Genomic DNA, 22,397 nt, shown 5'->3' with positions numbered 1-22,397 from the left:
TTTTATGAAAAGATTAAAGTGTAGAAATATAAACTACTATGGTATGTCCCAGTCGCCGCCTCTTCCATCAGGAGATTCATCCATTGGTTCCTGGTTCTGAGCTTGATTAATTTCAGTGGTTAATTGTTCTTCAGAGTAGTCTGAAAAATCAGCAGGAGAGCCGTAACCTAAAAGAGAAATAAGAATTGTAATAAGATTGATCATTTTTTTAAGAGTTTAGTGTAGTGTTATTTTTTTTGTTGGTTCAAAGGTGCGACAAAAGAAAGGAGTTTTAATGGACATTTTGTACGAATTCGAGCGTATTGAAAAGTGTTAATTTTTTATATTTGTTGTTTTTGTAGTCTTGTAATTAAGTATATTGCTATCATATAATAGTGCATACAAAAATGAAGGCAGAAGAAGAATTAATTAAATTACAAAAGCTAGTAAAAAAGCTATCTTCAGCTGAAATTGAGACGATAAAAAAGTTGGCAATTGGCGCTAAATCAAACTTTAATACTGCCAATAAGCAAAAAAAATTACTCTTTTTTATACTGAATAAACAAGAATTAAATTATTACGATACAAAGGCGTTAATTTCTAAAAGATCAACAGATGGGTCTTTCAATCGAATAATTTATAAATTGAAGAATAAAATTCTCGAGACGTTAATTTTAGATGTAAATATAGATCGTGGGAATGCAACAAATTCGGCTTTTAAATATAAACTAAAGCTAAAGAAAATGCTAGTTTCTGCTTATATATTGCATTCTAGAGGTATTCTAGATGTTTCGTTAGATATATATGACGAGGTTATTAAAGCTGCTAAACGGTTTGAATTATACGATGATTTATTAGAGGCACTTTATGTAAAACAAGGATTGATTGGGTTGTCTAAAGGATTGAAGGATTATGAGCGAATCTCAGAGGAAATAATAGTTTATGAAGAATGTAGAATAGCATTATACAATGCAAAAGATTGGTATCGATCGTTTTATGCAGAGGTTGACTTTAAAGGGTTAAAAGGGAAAGATTACATTTCCCGTTTGAAAAAATACATTAATCAACTTAAGATTCAATACCAAAGGACTCGTTCAGCAAATATTTATATGTATCAACTTCTTCTAGAGATGGAGTTGTTTCAGCAACTGAAAAATTTTGAAAAAGTAGATATAGTAGGAAATGAATTTGTGTACTTTGTTAAAAGATCAGAAGCATTGTATGGTAAAAATAGAATCGGATTGATTTATTTACAATTGGCTGAAAATAAATTGAAAACATATGATTTTATTGAACTGATGGATTACTGTAAGGAGGGCTTGGAGTTTTTTGTAAATAAAACACTTAATTATTATCTATTAAGAGAATTAGAAATAGAGGCTTCTTTTTATTTAGGAAGAACAGAGAAATTGATAGACACAATTTTAAAATTATCTGAATTAGATTTTTATAGAGATTTTGATTACAGAAGAACTAAGCTTCGATATTATTTAGGAATTGTTTATTTCGTAGAGGGAGAATACAGGAAAGCTAAGGTTGAATTTAATGATACCAAGGAAATTGAAAAAGATAAAGAGGGGTATAATGTCTGGATCAGAATTATGCGGATTATATGTGACATAGAGATAGAGAAATTCAGTTTAATTGATTACGATATAGAAAATTTTAGAAAGTACATTGTCAGAACTAGTCAGCGAAAAGACATTAGAGAGCGAGATAGTTTAATATTACAATCGTTATTGGCATTAGAGAGAAATCAGTTCGATTTTAATAAAACCTATAAAAGAGAAATTAAGTTATTTCGAGATTTAGCCTCATTGGATGAATTGTATCGATGGAAAATTGATTCCCCTGAGTTAGTTATTTACCATCAATGGTTTCTTTCAAAAGTGAATAAGGAAAATTATGTGGCTAACTTTGAACCTTACAAAGCGCATGTAGTCACTCTAGAGAAAGAAGCTAAAGAGCTTGAGCAAGAAATAGAGAGTAAAGTGTAAAGTAATACTTTGAAAATGAATTATATTCTGATTGCTGATAGTGGATCAACAAAAACAGACTGGAGAGTTATAGAAACGAAATCCGGTGAAATAAAACAGTTAGTGACAAAAGGGTTGAATCCATTTCATCATACTGTTTCAAGTATTAAAGAGGAACTTCAAGCTAGTTTAGTTCCCCATCTAACAACTGGTGTTAGTCAGCTTTTTTTTTATGGTGCGGGTTGTTCATCTGACCTTAAAAAAGAAGAACTTAAATCAATATTTTTAGAAGTATTTGGAGATATTTTTATAGAAATTAACCATGACTTATTGGCCGCCGCTAGATCAACGCTGAATAAGGCAACTGGAATGATTGCTATCTTAGGAACTGGCAGTAGTGTTGGTTTTTATGATGGAGTTGGTGTAAAAATGCCATTGCCTTCACTAGGTTATGTGTTAGGAGACGAGGGGGGCGGAGTGAGCATAGGGAAACAAATTCTTAAAACGTATTTCTACAGAGTCATGCCTCAAGAGTTGAGGTTACGTTTTGAAAAAAGATACTTAATGAGTCAGGATATGATTTTGGATGGTATTTATAAGGAAGCCTTGCCGAATCGGTTTATTGCTAGTTTTAGCCAATTTGCGTTTCATAATCGGGAGCATCCATTTATAGCCAAGTTGCTAGTGGATAATTTCAAAGAGTTATTTGAATCTATTATTACAAAAATTCCTGATCATAAATCGCTCCCATTGGCGTTGGTAGGCTCGGTTGGTTATTATTATTCAGATATAATTAAGGATGTGGCTTCGGATTACGGAATTCAGATAGTTTCTGTTATTGAAAAGCCTATTGCTGGTCTAACTCTTTATCACCAAGAGCTAGTAGATTAAGAATATAGCTGGTCGTTTGTGAAAATTAGGCCTACTTTTCCTCCAAGCCTCAATGGTTTGTGTCATAATTAACTCTGAATCTAGGGTTAAGTCAGTTGCAACGCACAGCATGGTTTGTTTTTCGAGTGTTTTTATAAGCTCATCTATCAGTTTCTCATTTCGAAATGGGGTTTCAATAAAAAGCTGCGTTTGCTTTTCTTTTTTAGCCGCTAATTCCATTGACTTCAATTGCTTGTTGCGTTCTGCGGTATCGTGAGGTAAGTAACCATGAAAACAAAAAGATTGTCCATTAAAACCACTTGCCATTAATCCCAATAAAATAGAAGATGGACCAATAAGTGGACGTACTGGTATTCTATTTAGGTGTGCAATTCCTACTACATCAGCTCCTGGATCAGCTACTCCAGGGCAGCCTGCATCAGAGATTAATCCCATCGAAATGCCTTCCTTTAAGGGGTTTATGAAAGAATTTAGTTCATTTGGGTCTGTATGTTTGTTTAGTAAGTAAAAGGTAAGATCATCAATAGGTGTTTCAATGCCCAATTTTAATAAATAACGACGGGCGTTTTTTTCACTTTCAACGATAAAGTGTGTAAGTCCTTTAATGGTTGTAAAAACATCGCGACCTAAAAATTTCTCAGGATTACCACCACCTAAAAGATTGGGTATTAGAAAAAGTTCACCTTTTGTTTTTTTCATGATTGACTTTTTGTGAATTTAGAAATGGAAGCATTTAACATCTTGAATACATCATCAAAACCGTCTTCTCCTCCAAAGTAGGGGTCAGGAACCGATTGGTTTTCATTTGGATAAATTTGGTTTAAAATAAGTTTTACCTTTTCTTTGTCGGCTTCAGAATTAGCCAATCGGATTACATTCTCATAATTGCTATAATCCATTACAAAAATGACATCAAATTTTTCAAAATCTTCAACCACAAATTGACGACCCCTTAGGCTTGAAATGTCTATCCCATTCTTTCTAGCAACAGCTATTGCTCTAGGGTCTGGAGCTTCATCAATGTGGTAATTTGAGGTTCCCGCTGAATCAACCGAAATTGAGAGGTTTTCTGTTTTTATTTTGTGTTGAAGAATTCCTTCTGCTATTGGAGATCGGCAAATATTTCCTAAACAAACCATTAGTACTTTCATAGTGCAAACTTTTTTAAACCAAAATAGGAATTAAAGTCACCTTTAATTCCTATTTAATTAATTATAATACAGCATTATTGAATGCTAATTTTCTTTTCTAATTCATCGATATAAATTCGAAATCTTTTATCGGTATCAATTAAGTTGTTGACGGTTTTGCAAGCATGAAGAACTGTTGCGTGGTCTTTTCCTCCACAATGCATTCCAATATTTGCCAAACTTGATTTTGTCATTCTTTTCGCAAAGAACATGGCTATTTGTCTTGCCTGAACAACTTCTCTTTTTCTAGTTTTAGACTTTAGTAACTCAATTGGAAGATCAAAATAATCACAAACTACTTTTTGGATGTAATCAATTGATACTTCACGAGCAGTGTTTTTTACAAACTTGTCAATCATTTGTTTGGCAAGCTCCAAAGTAATTGCCTTTTTATTCAACGATGATTGAGCAAGCAAAGAAATTAGTGCACCTTCTAATTCGCGAATGTTGGTGGTGATGCTGTATGCTAAATACTCTACCACTTCTTTTGGAAGCTCTAGGCCTTCGTTGTACATTTTGTTTTCCAAAATAGCAATTCTTGTTTCTAAACTAGGGCTTTGCAAGTCTGCAGATAATCCCCATTTAAATCTTGACAATAATCGCTGTTCCATTCCTTGCATTTCAACTGGCGCTTTATCTGAAGTTAAAATTAATTGCTTACCAGTTTGGTGTAAATGATTGAAAATGTGGAAGAATACGTCTTGTGTTTTTTCCTTACCAGAGAAAAATTGAACATCATCAATAATCAAAACATCTATCATTTGATAGAAGTGAATAAAGTCGTTTTGATTGTTGTTTCTTACTGCGTCAATAAATTGGTGAGTAAATTTCTCTGAAGAAACGTACAATACCGTTTTAGTTGGATGTTGATTTTTAATTTCAATTCCGATAGAATGCACCAAGTGGGTTTTCCCTAAACCTACTCCTCCATAAACTAATAGTGGATTGAAAGCTGTACCACCTGGATTTTTTGCAACAGCATAACCAGCAGAACGAGCTAAGCGGTTACAGTCTCCTTCTATAAAGCTATCAAATGAATAATTAGGGTTCAGTTGAGAATCAATTTGAATCTTTTTTAAACCAGGTATTATGAATGGGTTTTTTATCGGGTGATCTTTGTTTACATCTAAAGGAACAGACACTGGGTCGTTTCTTAATGCTTGACGATTCGTAGTTGGAATTTTAACAGTATAAGGTTTTGAATTAGAAGTGCCGTTTTCCATTACGATACTGTATTCTAATTTACCTTCTGTACCTAATTCTTTTTTTATTGTTTTTCTAAGCAAAGTGATATAATGCTCTTCTAACCATTCATAAAAAAATTGACTAGGCACTTGAATCGTCAAAACACTATTTTGAAGTTTAACAGGTTTTATGGGTTCAAACCATGTTTTAAAGCTTTGTAGGCTAACATTGTCCTTAATAATTTCTAAGCAATTGCTCCAAGCTCCTAAATAGTTGTTCGTCATTTCTTTTTACTCAATATGAGTTAATACTAAAAAACAAAAGTTTGATAGTTATAACCCGAAGTTATTATCTTTTATTATTATTTAGTCAAATAATATTGACAGTTTTTTAGGAATCGGATGAATATGTATAACTGAAAAGTCAAATAAATACCAGTTCATTCCTTGTTTAAAACTTAGGCAAATATTGCATTAAAATAGTTAAGAAAAAAACGATTTTGCTATTGATTTTTCAGAAAAAACTATTCTGTAATTTTAATTTGGAATATATTTTCAACTATACCCAAATTGCCTTAAATTCGATTATAAATTTAATGAAAAAATACAGTATGTACCAACATAACATCGAGATAAGAGTAAGGTATTCAGAGACAGACAAGATGGGGTACGTTTATTATGGGAACTATGCGCAATACTTTGAAGTGGCAAGAGTAGAGGCGCTTAGGGCGCTAGGTTTGTCCTATAAGTCACTTGAAGATAGTGGCACAATGCTACCAGTTAGAGAATTTAAAATGAGCTACTATAAACCGGCTCATTATGATGACTTATTAACCATTGAAACGTTAATAACTGAAATGCCGACTGCTCAACTCAAATTTGAATTTGCCACCTATAACGACCAAAAGGTTTTGTTGAATAAAGGGTGGGTTGATTTAGTTTTTGTGAACATGGAAAAAAATAGACCAACTAAAGCGCCTGATTATTTTTTAGACGCGCTTAGTCCATTTTTTAAATTTGAAAAATAGTGTACTTTTTTCAAGAAGTATTCTTGGATGATATAAATCTGGAAGATTTGATTGTGTGTTTTTATTAAATCTTGTCCTGCACTAGGTAGATTTTTTTTAAGTTTATAGTAAGATCGATGTGCTTTTAGAATTGCGAAAGAGTGGGAGGGTGTGCCTTCTATAAGAAACTTAAAGAATGCAATTCCGTCTAATATCATTCGAATAAATACCTTTTTATTGACTGATTGGACATATTCATTTTTGTAAAGTGTCAAAAGACTGTTTCTAAAGTTTAAGAAAGTTTTTCGAGGACTTAAGCTGGATAGTGTTCCTCCACCTAAGTGGTAAACAGAGGACTCACCGGTGTAGTAGATTTTTAATCCATTGTTCTTTAACCGCCAACATAAATCTATTTCTTCCATATGAGCAAAGTAGCTTTCATCAAAACCGCCCATTTTCTTAAAGGCATCTGATTTAATAAACATACAGGCTCCAGTCGCCCAAAAGATCTCAATTATATCATTATATTGATGCTCGTCTTTCTCTAAACTATTAAAAATTCGTCCTCTACAAAACGGATAGCCCAATTGATCGATAAAACCGCCACCTGCACCAGCATATTCAAAATACTCCGGCTTGGTGTAATCAAGAATTTTAGGCTGGCATACTGCAATTTCAGGTGAAGATTCTAGAATTTCCAAAGGAGATTTTGTCCAGCCAGAAGTGACTTCTACATCTGAATTTAATAGACAATAGTATTTGGCATCTATTTTTTGCAATGCATCATTATAACCTTTAGCAAATCCACCGTTCTCTTGGTTAATTATAATCTCTATTGAAGGATAATTTGCCATCACAAAATCTACTGAGTCATCTGTGCTGGCGTTATCAGCCAATACTATTCGATGATTAGAGGAATGCTGAACTACGGATGGTAAAAACGTTCGGAGGTGATTTGCGCCATTCCAATTTAGAATAACTATCGCTAGGTCTTTTGACATTAAATGAGATTAAAAGATCGCTAAAGTAACTAGTTATCTAGGGTTTTTAAAATATTCATCAGCTCTATTACCAATTGAATTCACAGGATCTGTTTGGTCAATACTGTTTCCCATAGGGTTGTTTCGACCATAAACAATCATTTTCCATTGCTCATTGTATATTTCACTAGGAATGTTGGTATGAATTAATTCGTAATCCGTCATTCCAAGTCCTGGACTATAAAAAACGAGCTTCCGATTTCCTAGGTTTCTCAATTGATCGTATTGCCAAATTTCATAAGGATAGGCGCTCGGTTCGTATTGAGATTTTGAAATCGCAGACGGGCTACCATATTGTAAGTATATCCGGCCACGATCTGTTAAGTAACCTGGACGTGTTTGAAATCCAAATTGACTATTGGCATTTTTTACTTGTTGTTTATAATCTAACCATGCCAATTCAGGATTTTCGCTATTCCTCTCCACCCAAAAAGTTAAAAAATACTGTTGCATTAATTTTAAATCTTTATTAACCAGTTGAGATTTTACAAATTGCTTTTGTATGTCGGTTGAAATAGGATAGAGGTAATCTATAAAACGGTATAAAGTATCTCGATCAGTATACTTTCCCACAAATGAATTTTCTAATTCATCAAATTCATAAACTATGAAAGGATTACTTCTTCTAAAACCAACTGATCGTTCTGCCAATACTACATTTTTATCTGAAATGGCTTTTACAATCAATTCGTAATTGCCACTCGGTAGTTTAGTGATGTCTATACTCTTCAATGCAATTTCTTTAGCATTAGGTGAAATTTTAGAAATGCCTCTTAAATTGTTTGATACTTTCTTTGTGCTAGCATCAACTATAGAATAATCCAATAAATATTTTGTACCATCCGCTATTGTGTAGTTAGCATTGTAAATTTCAATGTAAAAGTCTAATGTTTCTTTATCTAAATCAAAGAAGCTAGGAGTATTCGGAATAATGTGATAACCTGCTTTGTTGAAAGTGCCTTCCTCTTCATTTTTTTCAAACTCTGATATTAGTTCGATGTCACTAAATTCAATTTGATCGGATTTTAAGTCAATTGCTAAATCAAATGAAGTTTCAAAATCCACTTTAGGTGTATTTTGATCATCTATTGATAACTGAAAAGTATAATTGCCAAAAGGTATGGCCATTCTTTTTACATCGATTATATTTTGCGATAGTTCCTTATTCTCAAATTCAGGAGTAGAAAGAATAAATTTTTCAAAAGTTACCACTTGATTATTTGAGTCTAAAACTATGTACGAAACCATTAGCTCACTTTTGAAAGTGTTGTTTTCTGTTTTCACCTTTTCTAGGCTATTTCCTTTTACTTCCAAATAAGCTTCTAAGTATTGTGTTCCATCAGAAGTTTGAAATCGTGCATAATTAAAAACTGCATTTATCGAAGCAAAAGTGGTTGCCGTAAATGATAGAAATAGAGTAGTAATAAGGACTAAATTTTTCATTTCATAAAATTACTAAAAAACGAAATCAAGAAAATGAAAAAAAAATTAAAAAAAGGGTTAATAAAATGAAATGCTTTGGTACTTTTGCCGCGGAGAAATGGCAGAGCGGTTTAATGCACCGGTCTTGAAAACCGACGTACTGTGAGGTACCGGGGGTTCGAATCCCTCTTTCTCCGCTTCAAAAAGCTCAAAACGAAAGTTTTGAGCTTTTTTTGTTTTCAAAATCGTCAAACTTGTTCGTAAGTGTTTTAAAACAAAAAAAGTAAATCAATTTTTCATTGATTTGAACTTTTTGAAGTCGATTCCCTACCTCGGATGCACGACTGAAAGGAGTGACTCCCTCTTTCTCTATAAAGAGAATAAGTTTAAAGCTTCATCTAGATATATGATCTAATAATTGTAAAGAATTAGGCCTAGAATTAATCATTTCTTGTTATTAAGGTCACATACTTTTAAATCCCATAATACAATTCCAATAAACTCTTTACTTATATTTGAATTGATTTGTTGTCATTTAAATAGTTAGAATTATGAAGCTTATTTCTATTCGTTTTTTTGTAATTGCAATAGTGTTGGTTTTATCTTTTCCAATTTCCTGTAAGGATGGTATTGAATATGCGGAATATTATATAGTTGCTGAAAGTTTTAAGCTTGATTTAGGGACTTCATTCCGAGATTCTATTTCTATTTATCTAATTGATAACAAACAGAACAGTTCTTCGGACTCAATAACTTTTATTTTAAATGTGGATGAAAGGAGTTTTCATAAAATTCCAAATCCTTATGCAAGTATTAATGGTTTTGGAGCTCAATTATTTGCAACTCCACCTATTCAAACTGCTCGATTTTTAGAAAGTATTAGTGATATTAAAATTTCAAGTTCTGATACCATTAGAACTAAATCTGATGTATATCTTCCACAGACTGAATTGAACGAATTATTTTATGTTCAATCTAGATTTGAATATCCTTTTTATTCAATTGCTGACTTTCCTCCTAAGGAAAATATGTATTATTCAAATTATATGGAATTGACTACTTATCTTATTTTCAAAGACAGTATAAATCCAATCGTCAACCATCAATTCACATTTAAAATTTTAATGTCTGATAGCGCAGAATTTACTGTCACTTCTCCATTTATAAATATTGAATAGTAAATTTAATTTATCTAACACGTTAAATTCTAAGGATTAAAACAATATTGCCAACACCAGGATTTTTATCGGCTGTTGGAATTAGAATGATTGATGCAATAATTTTTTAAAGAATAGATGCTTCATTTTAAGATTCTGGAGAAAAAATCAATTTGAATTGATCACCGTTTGTAGAAAATATTTCCACGTTTTGCTCCTTTGGTTCTACTTTTTATAAAAGCAATATTTGCTTAAGTCTTTATTTATCAATATTTTAATTTTTCGGTGCAACTATTTCAATATAATTATCAAATCTTAAAACTTACAATTATGAATAAGAGAGCAAAACAAATTTTAGTAGGATCATCAGTAGTATTGAGTACCATTTTTTCAACACCCGCAAAAGCACAAGATGGAGAAAGTGAATTTGGTATTAAAGGGGGAGTTAATTTCTCAAATTTTTATAGTAACGAAGTAGACGACCAGAACTTGAGAATTGGATACAATGCTGGTTTATTTTTTAAAGCAGCATTAACTGATTTTTTTGCTTTACAACCTGAGGTACTTTTAACAACAAAAGGAGCAACCACCAAATACGATAATTTCTTTACAGGGGAAGCAGAGTTTAGTCAGCATCTTAACTATATAGAAGTGCCTTTGTTGGCAGTAATTAATTTAGGAGAAAGTTTCAATGTACACGCCGGGCCTTATGTGGCATACCTTTTAAAGGCGCAAGTTGAAAATGAAACAAGTAATGGAAATGCTGATTTTGTCGAAGACTTGAATGAAGCAGATTACGAAAGATTAGATTACGGTATAGCTGTCGGTGCAGGTTTTGAATTCGATATAATACGATTTGGTGCCAGATATGATTACGGCTTGAGACAAATTGGAAAGGATCAAAATTTTAATGTATCAGGTATACCATTTAACTCAGTTTCTTTTAGTGACCTTAAAAACTCTACGGCGTCATTATATATAGGACTTTCGTTCTAGAAACAGCCGACTATTATATATTACAAAAGGGTGAGGATTTTCCTCACCCTTTTCTTTTGCTATTGTTGGAATACAATATATCCAATCTATTTAAACGAATTTCAAAATTTAAATGCCTTATCGGTGATAGTAGAATCATAAAATGTAAGCACAGTACTTTTTTATAGTTTGAACGGTTTACTTGATTTCAATTAGAGAATAAGAGGTATTTATCGAATACTCGAAGATACTTCTGACCTGATTTGACAATACAGAGAGTTGAAACTGAATCGTCAATAAATTAATCAAAGACATAGATTACTCAAGATCGCGTCAATAGAAATTGGAACTAATCAATAGTTGCATTTTTTATTATACAATATATAATTAGAGGTCTAAAGGAAGGTCAGGTGAAAAGTCATGAAAGAATTGAAGCTGAATAAATAAATGCTATTTAACTTCTTTTGTTTCTTTCTCAGGGATTTCGTTCTCTGCCCTCAATAGGATGGCAAATGATTTTGTTTTCTCAGAACGATAGAGTAAAATTTGAAGCACTCCCGTTAATGGAATAGCTAGAATCATACCGATGATTCCCCATAAACTTCCTCCAATGATTAAGGCAACAATAGCCGCCAGAGGATTGATATTTACTTTGTCTCCAACTATTTTAGGAGTGATGAAGTTTCCTTCCAAGAACTGTACAACAGCATACAAGATAATAACGCCTAATGGATATGCGAGGGAGTCTTTTGTTACTAAAGCAAACAAAGTAGGTAGGAGTGCACCAATGGCAATTCCTATGTATGGAATAACTGTGAGAATTGCAGAAAAAATCCCGAAGAAAAGAGCATATTGAATTCCAAGTGCAAATAAACCAATGCAATTTAAGGTAGCAATGATCAAAATAACTACACCCATTCCACCAATGTAACCTTGAACTACTTCTCTCACTTGAGTAACAACATTTAGGTAATTTTCATCTGCGCTAGGAGGGGTTACTTTTTTAAAAAATAATTTGAAATTATCTTGGTAGAGTAGGATAAAGAAGACGTAGATAGGTACAAGTGTCAAAAACGTAAAAATAGAGGAAGTGGTGTTAACTGCGCCACTAAAAATAGACCCACTAGATTTTAGCAAATTCTCAGCTCCGTTTTTCACATAAACAATTTGTTCTTTAGAGGTGTAATGAAAATTCTGTTCGATGTAATCAGCAATATTATTAATTACTCCAATAAATTGATCTTGAAGTGACGGAAGTTCAGAAATTAAACTTTGAAATTGTGATGAAATAAGGTAGATGCCTCCGCCAAAAACTAAAAGAACCGCCAAAAGTGTGATTGCAATTGAGACGGCTAAATTTTTGACATATTTTTGAAGGTATTTTGCTAAAGGATATAAAGCTAATGCAATAAAAAAGGAAAATACCAATGGGAGTAAAATGGATTTTCCATAAATCAATGCCAATATAGCTACCGGGATTATTACGGATAGTTTATAAATCCGATCTAATCGATTGTTAGTGTTTTTCATGAAGAGTTTAACGATTGATCACACTGCTAAAAGTACGCATTATTCGATTGAAAAAAAGCTCAATTTTTTGGTTGTAATTGGCTGATAATATTCGAACTATATTTTTTGAGAATAAACGAATGAATGGACTTTTACCACCTAGCATTAGGTCTATTAACCAATCAGCTCCAATTTTAACATAGTTGGAAGCTCCCACACTTTTTGCTCCTGATTGAAACAATGTTTTAAGGATTCCCTTTGAACCATATTGACTTTTTAGAATAGCAACGTTGGCTTTGATTAAAGCTTCTTTCTCTACTATTTTAACTTGGTGGTATTGCTGTGCTCTTCTCAAGCTCTCAATATCTGTAATTTTCATGTGGAGTGGTAAATTAGACTTCATCTTCAAATATTTTTTTAATGGTGTAATTGGTTAGCGGCTTCTTCAAAAGGGCCTTCTTACCAAAGATGAATATTAAAAAAAGAACCAGATATATTCCTGCTACTATTAGGAACCCCAATCCCAGATTATTCAGTAAATCGCCAAATAAAAAACCAAGACTAATGGAAGCAAAGATTAAAAACAAAACCCCTACTAAGCCAATTATTAAATGGGAAGCTAACTCTGCAGCCCCAAATGATGCCTTCTCGGTTAGATGTAGTTTCAACAACTCAATCTGATGCGCAGTGTATGACTTTGCATCATCTAAAATTTCGTATACTTTTGAATCCATGATTATAGTTTTGGTATAAAAATGAGTGTATGCTTTACAAACATACACTCGCTCATTATTTTTGTATTAGGCGTTTACCTTTTCTTTCGCAGCATCTTTAAATTCATTGAACTTTTCCTTCCCTGCATCTTTATATTCGTTGTATTTCTCTTTTCCTTTTTCTGCGAAATCTTTCACATTGTCGCCAAATTCTCCGGCTTTTTCGCCTATTTTTTCTCTTGTTTCTTTTCCACTAGCTGGTGCTAATAAAATACCTGCTACTGCTCCTGCTGCTGCACCTACTAATGCTGCTAAAAATATTTTTGATGAATCATTCATAATTTTCTGTTTTTAATTGTTTTATATTTAGTTTAAATTTTAATTTACTTTCAGTGTGTCCGATGGAGTTTCAATAAAAATTGTTTTATTTTCTCCTTGAACGATCGGTGTTTTAATAAACTCCGGATGTTTAATTAATAAGTTAAGCCAATCTTCTTGATCAAATTTCCCTCCAATATTGAATGCTTTGAAACTTTCATTATCGGTGTCGATTAATTCGTGAATCTCGATGTTCATCTTATTGGCCAATTGCAATAATTGAGTGCCTGTCAATTTATCTTTCGTTAAATCCACTTCTCGGATAGCTAAACCTTGAGATTTGGCATAGGCTAGAGTTTGATCGTCTTTATTCTTATTTGCTCCTAGGAATATAGTTAGAGTTCTATGATTGGGATTGTTCATGACAATACTAATTATTAATTTCTACATTCTTTATAAATTGATCTATTTCAATGGAGCTCTCAGCTCCATAAGAATCAATTAGTAATCCTTTGGTTCCATCTTTGGCTTCAATAGCATACACGATGGAAGTGTCTGCAGGATTACTTTCTCCTTCAAATCGATGATACTCATTGATGGTAACATCTTTTGGATTGTACTTTATTTCACCTTCTTCTATTGCAATCTGCTTGGATTCTAAACCAGTGAAGTTGGCTGTGTAACCCATTTCTTTTAAAGTATTGCAAGCTATTGAAAGTGTACTAAATTGATTATTCATGGCGGTTTATTTTTCTAGCATACTTCTAAGCATCCATGCTGTCTTTTCATGTACATCTAATCGATGGGTCAGCAAATCTACTGTAGCTTCATCTGATACATCAGCAGCTGCTGGTAATGCTTTTCGTGCTGTTCGTATTACGTTTTCATGGCTTTCTAATAAGTCTTCCAACATTTTCTCTGCAGACAAGGTTCCATCTCCTTGTTTAATGGATGTCAGTTTGTCAAATTCTTTAACAGAACCAGGCGCATTAAATCCTAAAGCTCTAATTCTTTCTGCAACATTATCAATTGCTTCAAATAATTCAGTGTATTGCTCTTCCAGTAAAAGGTGAATCTGTCTAAAGTTTAAACCTTTCACGTTCCAGTGGTAATTGTGAGTTTTAATCATTAAGTAATAGCTATCTGCCAATACCCTACTCAAGCCTTCTGAAATTTTTTCTCTTTTGTCTTTTGCTATTCCTGTATTTAGTTCTATTGAACTTGTTGAAGTTTTCATTCTGTGTGATTTTCTATTTTATGAATTATTGAAATTGTTAAGTAGGTAAAGTTTAGGGATTTCGAACTATAAGTCTTTAATCAGAGATTTGATTTCGCCTATCAGCTCTTCTTTTTCCTTACCTAATCGATCTTGAAGTCTACCCAATAACTCATTTTCTTTTCCTTCTATGAACATGAGGTCATCATTGGTTAGATCTCCATACTTCTGTTGCAATTTTCCCTTAATCTGGTTCCAGTTGCCTTTTATATTTAAATCGTTCATGTCTATGTATTTTTTAATTTGATTTCTTTAATGGAAAATTTATGCCATAGTAATAAAATGGTAAAATAATGGCTGAAAGTCAATAAATACGTTGGGTGTAGGTTGTGTGAAGAATAGTTGGTGGGGAAATCTCTACACAAGTTGTTGAAAGCTGTAGAATAAGTGAGAGGTTATTGCTTGCTGCAGTAGGAAAGAGATTGGAGAACCGTCATTCTATTTTCCATATCGACTATATAATTGCTTCTATTCAATTTGGAAAGATCTGTATTGTAAAAGGAATGAAGTCCATTTTTCGTAAACTGATCCATTGCCATTTCTGAAATAGCGAAAAGTATCTGAAAAGTTCGGAATGCTTTTATTGAATTATTATTTTTACCGTAGGTGGTAAAAAATGAGTTTTTAGCAAGTTCAACTTGTGCTCGATAATGGAAAACTACTTTTTGTAAATCGATCAAATTAGCAGTGGTAGCTGTATTTTCTGCTGTATCGTCAAAAGCATCCAAAAGATCATCAGCAAGTTGTAAGCAATATCCCAATTGTTTGATGGTTTGTGATTCTTGTTCTCCAAGTTGTTCATCTATCAATTGGCGATAAAGGAGCATGGTCCAACTTCCTTTATCAAAAGTTAGTGTTCTGACTTGCTCAATATTAATCGTTTCCTTTTGAGCCTTGCTAGCTATTTGGGCTTTTATTGCAGCTTGCAGTGTTGGCCAAATGGACGATTCGTTTTGAAATTTTACAAGTAAGCGTTGTGCTTCCGAATAGCGAATGGAGTGGGAAGAATTCTTTTCAGTTAATTCTGAAATTCCCCCCAATTCTAGCCCCTCTTCATCAATTAACTCATCTGCCAAAGCAAACAGCAATGACATCTCAGTAGCTTGTTGCCGTTCTTTCTCTGAAAGTGATTTGCTGTATAAAGTTGCAAAAACCTCACTAATTGCTACAATTCCCCAAGAAGCGTAATAGTTTATTTTAAACTGCAGCGAAGGAGAGAATTGGTCAAATGAATGGCTCAATTCTCTCTCTATATAATCTGATAGAAATTTTTGTTGCAATTGCTTTTTTCGGAAAAGACTCCAATAAGTTTTTGCAAACAGCCACTCATTTTTCATGAGCTAAAATTCCTTATTTTTTTCAGAATCTCAACCACTCATTATTTTTCTCCTAAAGTAGCGGTGTCTTTCTGATATTTTAGTCGATAAACGGATTGGTATTGATTTGGATCTGATAAAAATGAATTCAATTCAATTTTTGAATTTTCATCTACAAAAACCAATAAAGGCTGAGTAACATCATTCATTTTTGTCAATGACTTTTTAATGACTTCGTCCCATTTCTGGTAATAAGAATCAAAATCTTTTGGTTTTAAAACTTGTCTGCAATTGTCATAAGCGCAAGTCAAATCAATTTCATATTCTAAATTAAAAATGCCATATTCATCAGTAATTTGCTCACCTGCTTTGATGTCTCTAATTGCTATTTCAAACCCATAACCAGTGCTTATGGTATTGTAATTACAACAGTGATTCACATATTTTGCAAAATCCCAGCTTACTATTCGATAACCTCTTTGGTCCATATAGCTGTATTTCTCAATCACTTCTTGAATTTCTTTTTGGTGAGTTAAAAATTCCATCGGGCTAATTTCTAATTCCATACTGTCTTTTACATAAACGATTGTTCCTTCAGGAATATCTTGAGTTGCAAAAACGCCGTAACCTACTGTATCACTGACGTGTTGAATGGTTGTGTGGGGGTGAATCATCGATTAAAATAAGTTTAATAAAAGGGCCTAAATTTTAACCAATATTAATCCATATTTCAATCCGTTGTATAGATAGTTGATAAATTTTAACTATTGATTTTTAGGTAGATATGAGTCATTTTTAGGAGTGGTCATTTTTAGAAGATAAAAATTCGTCGAGTTGATCTGATTTTGGAACTTATACCGAAAACAAAAGAGGTAGAAATTGGTTAGTGGAAGTATGCAGAATAAATTAGACGGACAGCAAATAGATCGAATTGTAGAAATGGCTTGGGAAGATCGAACACCTTTTGATGCGATAACTTTTCAGTTTAATGTGACAGAACAAGAGGTGATTGAAATCATGCGAAAAGAGATGAAAGCTTCAAGCTTCAGAATGTGGCGAAAAAGAGTGCAAGGTAGAAGTACAAAACATTCAGCTTTGAATTCTATAGAAAAAGGCCGCTTTAAATGTTCCCGACAACGCGCAATTAGTAATAATAAAGTCTCGAAGAGATAGTCTACCTATACTCTGGGTTCTCAAATTCAAAATGATTCCCGTTGTCCCATTCTGTGCGTTGATTTCCTCCTACAGGAAAGCCTCCTGCATCTTTTAGCATTTTAGCCAAGTGCATTAAGTTATAAGTCATGAAAGTGGTATTTCTATTCGTGAAATCATTTTCAGGCCCACCCGAGCCTTCATCCTTGTATGATTTTCCTGGGCCTATTTCTCCTAGCCAAGCAGCGTCAGCTTGTGGTGGAATGCTATAACCCAAATGCTGCATCGAATACAGTATGTTCATGGCGCAATGTTTCGCACCATCTTCATTTCCTGTGATTAAACAACCGGCAACTTTCCCATAATAAATGTATTGTCCATCTGCGTTTGTCATTCCTGACATGGCATACAACCGCTCTATAGCTTTAGCGCATTGTGAAGATTTGTCGCCCAACCATATAGGAGTAGTGAGTACCAATATATCTGCTTTCATCACTTTTTTAAATATTTCAGGCCATTCATCTGTTTCCCATCCGTGTTCTGTCATATCTGGATAAATGCCTGAAGCAACATCCTGATCAACAAATCGGATGGTTTCTACCGAAACACCATTTTTCTCCATAATGGATTTCGAAATTTCTATCAATCCATCTGTGTGACTCATTTCGGGAGACTTTTTAAGTGTGCAATTGATGAAAAGTGCAGAAAGCTGATTGAAGTTCATGGCGCGCTATATTTGATGAATTCACAATTTAATGAATTCAAAAGGAAAACGTTTTACAGGAAACGAAATTTTATAACACTTTAACGTGTCAATATGGATTAGGCTTTAATCTCAAATAACAACATCTTTTCACCCTCGGGGGAAGTGAATTCTTCTTTTAATTTAAACCCAACATTTACCAATAATTTTTGTGATGCCTTATTGATAGGAGTTGTAAAAGCTTGAATAGTTTGAAAACCGAGTTGGTCAATGCCCCATTGAATCAGTTTTAATGCCGCTTCACTCATGTATCCATTCCCTTCATAGTCGGGAAGCAGAGCAAATCCTAAATCAGGATGAGGAAGAAAGTCTCGTCTAAGAAAGCCACAGCTTCCAATTGGAGTATTGGTTGCTGCAATACTCACTTTATACAATCCATAACCATTGATGTGATAGTTAGAGATAAGATTTTTTCCAATATAATTCTCCGCATCTTTCATGGTTTTAATATTCCGATTACCTATGTATTCGATCCATTTAGGGCTGTTCAGTAATTGGAAGAAAAATGGGGCATCTTCAAGAGTTACTTCCTCTATGATAAGTCTACTCGTGTTTATTTTCATTCTACCTTATAGGTTAGGTTTATTTTGAAAATGTTTCAAAAGCATCATAAACGGCTTGGTGCAGAATGTCTGCGTGATTTTGTTTTCTAAAAAACTCAAAATACACTTCTTTAGGTCGAGGTGCCGATTTTCGCGTTTTGCGATACAGTTTGCAGGCGGTACTTCTCATCAAATAACCTTCTTTTCCTACTGCAATGTATACTTGTTGATCGGACATAATAGCTGGAACATCCATCTTGATCATCGATTTGTTGTCCCACCACATACTAGGACTCACAATGATGTAATTTCTAAAAAGTGGCGTGTGTTTGATCAATACTTCAGCCGCCAACAATCCTCCTAAAGATTGACCAATTAGAGTAGTGTTTTCATTGTTGGAATAATTCGATTTAATATAAGGCATTGCTTCTTTTTCTATGAAAGCAATAAAATTGGAAGAACCTCCTTTGTCAGGCCATCGAGTAGAATCATAAGCTACGTCACTTGGAAAAGTGAAGTCTCTTTTTCGATCCACATTTTCTATTCCTACTACTATGCTTTTTGGAACCATATTAATCCATGAATATGATCCGAATTGCACTAAACCAGCTATATGAATAAAATCCTCATGCTTGGATCCGTCTAGTAAATAGATGACTGGGTAATTGTTTATGGAATCTTTTGAATAACCTTCAGGTAAATAGATATTCAGAATTCGGTCTTCATTTAGTATACTCGATTTCAACGTTACTCGATCTCCAATGGTGAAATCTGACTTTTCGACTTGTTGCTGCGCATTAGCAATTTGAAAGACAAAAAATAGTAAAGAGCTGAATAGTAGTTTGATATTTAATTTCATCGAATCAAGTTTTGATTTCTACCAAAACTAATTAAATTATATAAATCGTAAAGAGTTGACAATTTGTCAGTGAATAGCATTTGGTACAGCCTTTGACAAAACTAATTTGGCTTATTGAGCCACTTAAGTTTATAATTATTAACCTATAAAAAGAATAAAAATGGCACAAGGAAAGATAAATGTTCAAACCGAGAATATTTTTCCAATCATTAAGCAATTCTTGTACTCAGATCAAGAGATCTTTTTGAGAGAATTGATTTCAAATGCAGTGGATGCAACTCAAAAATTAAAAACATTGGCAGCTCTAGGAGAGACTAAAGCTGATGCGAGTAATTTGAGAGTAGAAGTGAGGTTGGACAAGGAAGCTAAAACACTGACATTTTCAGATAATGGTATCGGAATGACAGAAGAAGAAGTGGACAAGTACATTAATCAAATTGCATTTTCTGGTGCTGAGGAATTTGTACAGAAATACAAGGATAAGGCGAGCGTAATTGGTCATTTTGGACTAGGATTTTACTCTGCTTTTATGGTAGCTTCAAATGTTGAAATTATTACACTTTCTCACAAAGAAGGATCAAAAGCAGTGAAATGGGAATGTGATGGTTCGCCAAACTTCTCAATAGAAGAAACAGAAAAAGCAACGAGAGGAACTGACATTGTTTTGCACATTGCTGAAGATTCTTTAGAGTATTTAGACAAAGCTAAGATTCAACAATTGTTGGATAAGTATTGCAAGTTTATGCCAATCGAAATTAAATTTGGCACAAATGAGCGAACTGAGAAAGTAGGCGAAGGAGATGATTCGAAAGAGGAAAAAATAGTTGAAGATAACATCATCAACAACCCGACTCCAGCTTGGACAAAAATGCCGGCCGATTTGAAGCCGGAAGATTATAAAAACTTTTATAGAGAATTGTATCCAATGACTTTTGACGAGCCGTTGTTTCACATTCACTTAAATGTAGATTATCCATTTAACTTAACAGGTATCTTATTTTTCCCAAAATTGAAAGGGAATATGGAAATGCAAAAGAATAAGATTCAATTGTATTCGAATCAGGTGTTTGTTACTGAGTCAGTGGAAGGAATCGTTCCTGATTTCTTAACCATGCTTCACGGTGTGATTGATTCTCCAGATATTCCATTGAATGTTTCTCGTTCATACTTGCAGAGTGATGCGAATGTGAAGAAGATTTCAAAATACATTTCTAGAAAAGTAGCGGATAAATTAGAAGATTTATACAAAAATGATCGTGCTGATTTCGAAGAAAAGTGGGATGATATCAAGATTTTCATTGAATATGGAATGTTATCTGATGACAAATTCCTAGAAAAAGCGAAGAATTTTGCATTGTTGAAAAACACAGAAGGTGTTGCAAAGACAATGGAAGAGTATTTAGAGTTCATTAAGCCATTGCAAACGGATAAGGACAATAAAGTAGTGGTATTGTATTCATCTAATAAAGATGAACAGTATTCTTACATTCAAGCAGCAAAAGACAAAGGTTATGATGTGGTGATGATGGATTCTCCATTGTCTGCGCACTTTGTAGGTAAGTTAGAGCAAGAGTTTAAGGACACTACTTTTACTCGTGTAGATGCTGATACTATTGACAAATTAATCAAGAAAGACGAAGAGATTCCTTCAAAATTATCAGAAGACGAAGAGAAGAAATTGAAACCGGTTATCGAAGGAGCACTGCCAAAAGAAAAGTATACAGTTGTATTTGAAAGCATGAGCGAAACAGATCAGCCTTTCACTATTACACAGTCTGAATTTATGAGAAGAATGAAAGACATGAATGCTGTTGGTGGTGGTATGATGGGAATGGGTAACCTTCCTGAAATGTTCAATATGGTGGTGAATTCTAATCACCCATTGATTTCTAAAATCTTAAATGAGAAAGAAGAAATCAAGCAGAAGGACATGGCAAAACAAGCAACAGATTTAGCATTGTTGTCGCAAAACTTATTGAAAGGAGAAGCCTTGAATAAGTTCATCAAACGAAGTATTGAATTGATTAATTAAAAATGCAAATGCCTCCTTGACGAGTTAAGGAGGCATTTTTTAAATACCTTTATCAAACAAATAACCTAAAGACAAAATGAAAAAAATAATAAAAATATTGTTCGTGGCTTTTTTTGCCATTAGCATGTCTTCGTGCGGTTACAATAGCATGGTAGAAAAGAGCGAAAATGTGGATAAATCATGGGCTCAGGTTCAAAATGTTTACCAGCGAAGAGCCGACTTAGTTCCTAATTTAGTAAACACGGTAAAAGGAGCTGCTGACTTTGAAAAGTCAACTTTAACAGCAGTAATCGAAGCTAGATCAAAAGCAACGAGTATGAATATTGATGCATCTAAATTAGATGAGAGTTCAATGAAAAAATTCCAAGCAGCACAAGGCGAATTGTCAGGAGCGTTGAGTCGTTTATTGGTTTCAGTAGAGCGTTATCCAGAATTGAAAGCGAATCAAAACTTCTTGGAGTTACAAGCTCAATTAGAAGGAACAGAAAACAGAATTGCAGTAGAAAGAGGTCGATTTAACGAGACTACAGGAGACTACAATACTTACATCAAACAATTTCCAAGAAACATCTATTCAGGTTGGTTTGATTTTGCAAAGAAACCTTATTTTGAAGCAGACGCAGGAGCAGAAAAAGTACCGGAGGTGCAATTTTAATTATGGCAAAAGAACTATTTAACACCCAGCAAATAAACTACATTGAATCTGCTATTGGAACAGCTGAAAAAGCGACTTCCGGAGAGATTCGTGTTCACATAGAAAAGCGATGTAAAGAAGATGTTTTGGATAGAGCATCTCACTTATTTAGCTTATTAGAAATGCAAAAGACAGAGCTCCGAAATGGGGTTCTGTTTTATTTAGCAACTGAGGACAAGCAATTTGCTATCCTTGGCGATGTGGGGATTAATGCAGTGGTTCCAAAAGGATTTTGGGATGACATCAGAGATAACATGGTTGAATTCTTTAAGAAAGGAGAATTCACTGAAGGGTTAGCTTATGGAATCAAAGAATCAGGTGAACAATTAAAAGCACACTTTCCATATCAAAAAGATGATGTGGATGAATTGCCGAATGAGATTTCATTTGGAAAAAAATAAA

The 22,397-nt window shown here is 33.6% G+C and carries 28 protein-coding genes and 1 tRNA gene; 10 read left to right on the top strand and 19 right to left on the bottom strand.

What is annotated here, in order from left to right:
* Positions 1 to 36: 36 nt before the first annotated feature.
* On the bottom strand, positions 37 to 204 hold the full coding sequence (locus ACTB0X_RS15195) for a hypothetical protein (protein ID WP_463025906.1): 168 nt from the start codon (positions 202 to 204) through the stop codon (positions 37 to 39).
* A gap of 182 nt (positions 205 to 386) precedes the next feature.
* Here ACTB0X_RS15195 and ACTB0X_RS15190 point away from each other — a divergent pair, with 182 nt between their 5' ends.
* Together ACTB0X_RS15190 and ACTB0X_RS15185 are read left to right on the top strand one after the other, a co-directional pair.
* Positions 387 to 1,976, top strand: coding sequence for a hypothetical protein (locus tag ACTB0X_RS15190; protein ID WP_463025905.1), 1,590 nt, complete (start codon positions 387 to 389; stop codon positions 1,974 to 1,976).
* A 15-nt stretch (positions 1,977 to 1,991) separates the two neighbouring features.
* Positions 1,992 to 2,846: a hypothetical protein gene (locus tag ACTB0X_RS15185; protein WP_463025904.1), complete on the top strand. Its 855-nt coding sequence runs from the start codon at positions 1,992 to 1,994 to the stop codon at positions 2,844 to 2,846.
* Here the strand turns inward: ACTB0X_RS15185 and ACTB0X_RS15180 are convergent.
* From ACTB0X_RS15180 to dnaA, 3 genes are all read right to left on the bottom strand, one after another.
* Entirely contained in the window at positions 2,835 to 3,545 is a 711-nt protein-coding gene (locus tag ACTB0X_RS15180; protein WP_463025903.1) for an SAM-dependent methyltransferase, read from the bottom strand. The genes ACTB0X_RS15185 and ACTB0X_RS15180 overlap by 12 nt on opposite strands.
* Positions 3,542 to 3,997, bottom strand: coding sequence for a low molecular weight protein-tyrosine-phosphatase (locus ACTB0X_RS15175; protein WP_463025902.1), 456 nt, complete (start codon positions 3,995 to 3,997; stop codon positions 3,542 to 3,544). Before ACTB0X_RS15175 ends, ACTB0X_RS15180 begins: the two co-directional genes overlap by 4 nt.
* Before the next feature lie 74 nt (positions 3,998 to 4,071).
* The gene (dnaA, locus tag ACTB0X_RS15170; RefSeq protein WP_463025901.1) at positions 4,072 to 5,505 is read right to left on the bottom strand and encodes a chromosomal replication initiator protein DnaA; all 1,434 of its coding nucleotides are present in this window, start codon (positions 5,503 to 5,505) and stop codon (positions 4,072 to 4,074) included.
* Between the two features lie 311 nt (positions 5,506 to 5,816).
* Here dnaA and ACTB0X_RS15165 point away from each other — a divergent pair, with 311 nt between their 5' ends.
* A complete protein-coding gene (locus ACTB0X_RS15165; protein ID WP_463025900.1) occupies positions 5,817 to 6,248 on the top strand; it encodes an acyl-CoA thioesterase in 432 nt (143 codons plus the stop codon).
* Here the strand turns inward: ACTB0X_RS15165 and ACTB0X_RS15160 are convergent.
* Positions 6,203 to 7,228, bottom strand: coding sequence for a glycosyltransferase family 2 protein (locus ACTB0X_RS15160; RefSeq protein WP_463025899.1), 1,026 nt, complete (start codon positions 7,226 to 7,228; stop codon positions 6,203 to 6,205). The genes ACTB0X_RS15165 and ACTB0X_RS15160 overlap by 46 nt on opposite strands.
* A gap of 33 nt (positions 7,229 to 7,261) precedes the next feature.
* Positions 7,262 to 8,710 (bottom strand): GWxTD domain-containing protein, encoded by a 1,449-nt coding sequence (locus tag ACTB0X_RS15155; protein ID WP_463025898.1) that lies wholly within the window; start codon positions 8,708 to 8,710, stop codon positions 7,262 to 7,264.
* A gap of 91 nt (positions 8,711 to 8,801) precedes the next feature.
* Between ACTB0X_RS15155 and ACTB0X_RS15150 the strand changes: the two genes are divergently transcribed.
* The 3 genes from ACTB0X_RS15150 (at position 8,802) to ACTB0X_RS15140 (ending at position 10,842) form a co-directional block, all read left to right on the top strand.
* Positions 8,802 to 8,886, top strand: a tRNA-Ser gene (locus tag ACTB0X_RS15150).
* A 354-nt stretch (positions 8,887 to 9,240) separates the two neighbouring features.
* A complete protein-coding gene (locus ACTB0X_RS15145) occupies positions 9,241 to 9,867 on the top strand; it encodes a hypothetical protein (RefSeq protein WP_463025897.1) in 627 nt (208 codons plus the stop codon).
* Positions 9,868 to 10,176: 309 nt separating this feature from the next.
* On the top strand, positions 10,177 to 10,842 hold the full coding sequence (locus ACTB0X_RS15140; RefSeq protein WP_463025896.1) for a porin family protein: 666 nt from the start codon (positions 10,177 to 10,179) through the stop codon (positions 10,840 to 10,842).
* A 429-nt stretch (positions 10,843 to 11,271) separates the two neighbouring features.
* On the opposite strand, the gene ACTB0X_RS15135 is transcribed toward ACTB0X_RS15140, so the two are convergent.
* The 10 genes from ACTB0X_RS15135 to ACTB0X_RS15090 all read right to left on the bottom strand — a co-directional run bounded on the left by ACTB0X_RS15135 (position 11,272) and on the right by ACTB0X_RS15090 (position 16,627).
* Positions 11,272 to 12,351, bottom strand: a complete 1,080-nt coding sequence (locus ACTB0X_RS15135) for an AI-2E family transporter (RefSeq protein ID WP_463025895.1) — start codon at positions 12,349 to 12,351, stop codon at positions 11,272 to 11,274.
* 7 nt (positions 12,352 to 12,358) lie between these two features.
* Complete coding sequence (locus ACTB0X_RS15130) at positions 12,359 to 12,733, bottom strand: hypothetical protein (RefSeq protein WP_463025894.1); 375 nt, start codon at positions 12,731 to 12,733, stop codon at positions 12,359 to 12,361.
* A complete protein-coding gene (locus ACTB0X_RS15125; protein WP_463025893.1) occupies positions 12,723 to 13,064 on the bottom strand; it encodes a phage holin family protein in 342 nt (113 codons plus the stop codon). The genes ACTB0X_RS15130 and ACTB0X_RS15125 overlap by 11 nt, the downstream gene beginning before the upstream one ends.
* A gap of 66 nt (positions 13,065 to 13,130) precedes the next feature.
* The gene (locus tag ACTB0X_RS15120; RefSeq protein WP_463025892.1) at positions 13,131 to 13,382 is read right to left on the bottom strand and encodes a YtxH domain-containing protein; all 252 of its coding nucleotides are present in this window, start codon (positions 13,380 to 13,382) and stop codon (positions 13,131 to 13,133) included.
* Positions 13,383 to 13,421: 39 nt separating this feature from the next.
* Positions 13,422 to 13,784, bottom strand: coding sequence for an arsenate reductase family protein (locus ACTB0X_RS15115; RefSeq protein WP_463025891.1), 363 nt, complete (start codon positions 13,782 to 13,784; stop codon positions 13,422 to 13,424).
* Between the two features lie 7 nt (positions 13,785 to 13,791).
* Positions 13,792 to 14,100: a phosphoribosylpyrophosphate synthetase gene (locus ACTB0X_RS15110; RefSeq protein WP_463025890.1), complete on the bottom strand. Its 309-nt coding sequence runs from the start codon at positions 14,098 to 14,100 to the stop codon at positions 13,792 to 13,794.
* 6 nt (positions 14,101 to 14,106) lie between these two features.
* Positions 14,107 to 14,598, bottom strand: a complete 492-nt coding sequence (locus ACTB0X_RS15105; protein WP_463025889.1) for a Dps family protein — start codon at positions 14,596 to 14,598, stop codon at positions 14,107 to 14,109.
* 66 nt (positions 14,599 to 14,664) lie between these two features.
* A complete protein-coding gene (locus ACTB0X_RS15100) occupies positions 14,665 to 14,862 on the bottom strand; it encodes a CsbD family protein (protein ID WP_463025888.1) in 198 nt (65 codons plus the stop codon).
* A 170-nt stretch (positions 14,863 to 15,032) separates the two neighbouring features.
* Positions 15,033 to 15,974 (bottom strand): hypothetical protein, encoded by a 942-nt coding sequence (locus tag ACTB0X_RS15095; protein WP_463025887.1) that lies wholly within the window; start codon positions 15,972 to 15,974, stop codon positions 15,033 to 15,035.
* Positions 15,975 to 16,015: 41 nt separating this feature from the next.
* Positions 16,016 to 16,627 (bottom strand): SET domain-containing protein, encoded by a 612-nt coding sequence (locus ACTB0X_RS15090; RefSeq protein ID WP_463025886.1) that lies wholly within the window; start codon positions 16,625 to 16,627, stop codon positions 16,016 to 16,018.
* Between the two features lie 220 nt (positions 16,628 to 16,847).
* On the opposite strand from ACTB0X_RS15090, the gene ACTB0X_RS15085 reads away from it, so the two are divergent.
* A complete protein-coding gene (locus tag ACTB0X_RS15085; RefSeq protein WP_463025885.1) occupies positions 16,848 to 17,126 on the top strand; it encodes a TIGR03643 family protein in 279 nt (92 codons plus the stop codon).
* 1 nt (position 17,127) lies between these two features.
* Here ACTB0X_RS15085 and ACTB0X_RS15080 read toward each other — a convergent pair whose 3' ends face one another.
* The 3 genes from ACTB0X_RS15080 to ACTB0X_RS15070 form a co-directional block, all read right to left on the bottom strand.
* Complete coding sequence (locus ACTB0X_RS15080; protein WP_463025884.1) at positions 17,128 to 17,829, bottom strand: flavodoxin family protein; 702 nt, start codon at positions 17,827 to 17,829, stop codon at positions 17,128 to 17,130.
* 98 nt (positions 17,830 to 17,927) lie between these two features.
* A complete protein-coding gene (locus ACTB0X_RS15075; RefSeq protein WP_463025883.1) occupies positions 17,928 to 18,431 on the bottom strand; it encodes a GNAT family N-acetyltransferase in 504 nt (167 codons plus the stop codon).
* Between the two features lie 19 nt (positions 18,432 to 18,450).
* Complete coding sequence (locus tag ACTB0X_RS15070; protein WP_463025882.1) at positions 18,451 to 19,269, bottom strand: alpha/beta hydrolase; 819 nt, start codon at positions 19,267 to 19,269, stop codon at positions 18,451 to 18,453.
* Between the two features lie 160 nt (positions 19,270 to 19,429).
* On the opposite strand from ACTB0X_RS15070, the gene htpG reads away from it, so the two are divergent.
* The 3 genes from htpG (at position 19,430) to ACTB0X_RS15055 (ending at position 22,396) form a co-directional block, all read left to right on the top strand.
* Positions 19,430 to 21,301 carry a molecular chaperone HtpG gene (htpG, locus tag ACTB0X_RS15065; RefSeq protein WP_463025881.1) on the top strand — a complete coding sequence of 624 codons (1,872 nt, stop codon included), beginning with the start codon at positions 19,430 to 19,432 and terminating at the stop codon, positions 21,299 to 21,301.
* 76 nt (positions 21,302 to 21,377) lie between these two features.
* A complete protein-coding gene (locus ACTB0X_RS15060) occupies positions 21,378 to 21,956 on the top strand; it encodes a LemA family protein (RefSeq protein WP_463025880.1) in 579 nt (192 codons plus the stop codon).
* Positions 21,957 to 21,958: 2 nt separating this feature from the next.
* On the top strand, positions 21,959 to 22,396 hold the full coding sequence (locus ACTB0X_RS15055) for a TPM domain-containing protein (protein ID WP_463025879.1): 438 nt from the start codon (positions 21,959 to 21,961) through the stop codon (positions 22,394 to 22,396).
* The last annotated feature ends 1 nt before the right edge of the window (position 22,397 follow it).

The sequence above is a fragment of the Acidiluteibacter sp. genome, from assembly GCF_055129545.1.
The sequence above is the reverse complement of the archived record's forward strand: the minus strand, read 5'-3'. Positions and strand labels throughout refer to the sequence as shown.